This window comes from Mesorhizobium sp. M7A.F.Ca.CA.004.04.2.1, from assembly GCF_004022825.1.
In the GTDB taxonomy this organism is placed as follows: Bacteria; Pseudomonadota; Alphaproteobacteria; order Rhizobiales; family Rhizobiaceae; genus Mesorhizobium.
Genome location: NZ_RZPH01000833.1, coordinates 1 through 2,731 on the forward strand (window position 1 = coordinate 1; position 2,731 = coordinate 2,731).

Sequence of the window (2,731 nt, forward strand, 5' to 3'; positions counted from 1 at the left end):
GCAAGGAGAAGCTCGACGATGACGCCGGGCTGATCGAGGCGACCGTGCCGTGCCAGACGGCACCCGGGTAGCTGTCGACGCTGATCGTCGCCGTCTGTCCCGGCCGCACATAAGTCAGTTCGGTTTCCTTCGGCTCCGCCGCGATCCACAGATCGGTCGCCGAAATCAGGCTGAAGGCCGGCTGCGAAGCCGGCAGGTACTTGCCGACCTGAAGCGCGTCGACATTGGTGACTATGCCGTCGAACGGCGCCTTGACGATGGAATCGGCAAGATTGCGCTGGGCGTCGTCCACCGCCGACTGCGCCTGGAGGTAGAACGGATTCTTCTCCACCGGCTGGCTGGCGTCGCCGCCAAGCTGGGCAAGCGTCGCCTGTGCCTGCGCCTGGGCAACGGACACTTTCTGGCGGGCGGCGACGAGGTCGTGCTGGGCGCTGTCGAAGGTCGCCTTGGAGGAGGTGGAGGTCTTGAGCAGATCCTGCTGGCGCTGGAAAGCGGCCTCGTAATAGGGGATGTCGGCCTGCGCCTGCTCGATCAGCGCCTGCGACTGCTGGTAGCTCGCCTGCAAGGTCAGCACCTGGTTGCGCACAGTGCCGAGCTGCGCCTGGGCGGCGGCAAGAGCGGTTTCGAAAGAGGCCGGCCGCAGCCGGAAAAGCACCTGGTCCTTCTTCACCGCCTCGTTCTCGTGCACGTCGATCTCGGACACAGTGCCGGAGACATCGGTGGAAACGCCGAGCGACTGCGCCTGGATGTAGGCGTTGTCGGTCGTCATGACCTGGCCGCCGATGACGTAGTAATAGCCGCCGACGACCAGCGCGACCGGAAGCAGGGCAAACAGGATCGGCCGTGCCCGGCCGCGCTTGGGCTTGACCGGCGCCGGAGGCGCCACCGCAACCGTGGCCTGCCGTGGCTCCTTGGACGGCGCCTCGAGCGCCGCCGGCTCCAGGGCGACCGGTGCTTCGAGCTCGTCATTGCCGATGAGGGTGCCGGCTCGCCTTTGTTCGCGTTCGCTGTCCAGTCGGATGATCTGGTCGCGCGCCCGGCCGGCGGAGGATCCGTCTTCTTCGGCAGGCTTCTTTGGTGAGGTTGATTCAGCCATGTGTTTTCTCCCGGTCGGCGGCAGGCTGGGTGCAAGCCGCGAGCAGATTGGATTTGATGAGGGATAGGGTTTGCAGCAGATGCAGCTGGGCATCCGCGGAAAGACCGACAAAGGCCTCGTCCCGCGTCTTCTGCCCATTGGTGCGCATGGTTTCGATGAGCGGATAAGCTTGCGGCTTCAGGTAGAGCAGCCATGCCCGGCGGTCAGCGGGATTGGGCCGGCGCTCGATGAAGCCGCGTGCCTCCATCTTATCGAGCAGCCGGGCGAGCGTGATCGGCGTGATCTCGATAAGATCGGCCAGTTTGTTCTGGTGGATGCCCTCATGCAGGCAGAGATAGGCGAGCACCTGCCACTGGGCGCGGGTCAGCCCCGATGCCCGCGACCTCTGCTCGAACCGCTTTCGAAGCAGGCGCGCGACATCGTGCAGCACGAAGCTGATGTTGGGTGACGATGGCATGGAAGGTACTGAGGTTCTAAGGCGCAACTTTTAGTGAGCATGCTTATTATCATCATGCACATAATCCCGCTGGACGCGGTGCGCAAGACGGACTAAGCCCGCCTGGAAAAAATGACGCATGTGCTGCGACACCATAAAAAGGCTCAGGTAGCAGGCTGTTGCCGGGCAAGGATGGGACGATGAATTGGCTGAAGATCGTGACCGTGGCGGCCATCGCGGGATGGCCTGGCATTGCGCTCGCAAAGGACGCCGTCAGCTGCGGCGGCGCCGCCATGCTGGGTGGCGCGCAATTGAACTGCAGCCACGTCGAACCCCAGGCGCCGCCTCAGTTTTGCACCTATAGCTGGGCTCTCCACATGCCGGCCGGAGACCAGAAAATCGTCGAAGGCAGCTTCATGCTGCCGCCCGGCGCGGCGAACGTCACCGTCTATCAGGGCAGCGGTTTCGACAGCGCAATGTCCGATCCGATCGTGATCTGCCGCGGCGGCAAATGAGCAAGGCCGTCAAGGAAAGCTCGCTCGTCGCCCGATTGGTGCTATAGGGCGGATCACGCTATTTTGAACGGGCGCATCGAGTTTCGGATGTGCCTGGCTGCCATTTCTCTGACGGATTTCGACATGGACGGACCCAACCCAGACATCAAGCACCCGATCCCGATGCATACCCGCGTCGGCTTCCTCAAGGGACTGGTGAATGCGCCGAACATCGAGATCGGCGACTTCACCTATTATGACGACCCCGACGGGCCGGATAAATTCGCCGAGAAATGCGTGCTGCACCACTATCCCTTCATCGGCGACAAGCTGATCATCGGTCGGTTCTGCGCCATCGCCGAGGGCGCGCGCTTCATCATGAACGGCGCCAACCATGCTATGTCCGGCTTTTCGACCTATCCGTTCAATATCTTTGGCCATGGCTGGGAAAAGGGTTTTGACCCGGCGACGTGGTCGAAGGAAGTGCGCGGCGACACCATTGTCGGCAGCGACGTCTGGATCGGCATGGAGGCGGTGATCTTGCCCGGGGTGGAAATCGGCCACGGCGCCATCATCGCCGCGAAATCGGTGGTGACGCACGACGTGCCGCCCTATGCGATCGTCGCCGGCAGTGCGGCCAAGGTGGTGAAGATGCGTTTCGACGACCGGACAATCAGGCGGCTGCTGGCGGTGGCGTGGTGGGAC

The 2,731-nt window shown here is 63.2% G+C and carries 4 protein-coding genes; 2 read left to right on the top strand and 2 right to left on the bottom strand.

The window, feature by feature from the left end; translation table 11 throughout:
* Together EN893_RS27800 and EN893_RS27805 are read right to left on the bottom strand one after the other, a co-directional pair.
* Positions 1 to 1,096 (bottom strand): HlyD family secretion protein (locus EN893_RS27800; protein WP_164901165.1); only part of this gene is annotated, 1,096 nt, incomplete at its 3' end.
* Positions 1,089 to 1,553 (bottom strand): MarR family transcriptional regulator, encoded by a 465-nt coding sequence (locus EN893_RS27805; RefSeq protein ID WP_127267224.1) that lies wholly within the window; start codon positions 1,551 to 1,553, stop codon positions 1,089 to 1,091. The genes EN893_RS27805 and EN893_RS27800, both read right to left, overlap by 8 nt.
* A gap of 179 nt (positions 1,554 to 1,732) precedes the next feature.
* Between EN893_RS27805 and EN893_RS27810 the strand changes: the two genes are divergently transcribed.
* Both EN893_RS27810 and EN893_RS27815 read left to right on the top strand, forming a co-directional pair.
* Positions 1,733 to 2,047: a hypothetical protein gene (locus EN893_RS27810; RefSeq protein ID WP_127267228.1), complete on the top strand. Its 315-nt coding sequence runs from the start codon at positions 1,733 to 1,735 to the stop codon at positions 2,045 to 2,047.
* Between the two features lie 123 nt (positions 2,048 to 2,170).
* A partial coding sequence (locus EN893_RS27815; protein ID WP_164901166.1) for a CatB-related O-acetyltransferase occupies positions 2,171 to 2,731 on the top strand: 561 nt, incomplete at its 3' end.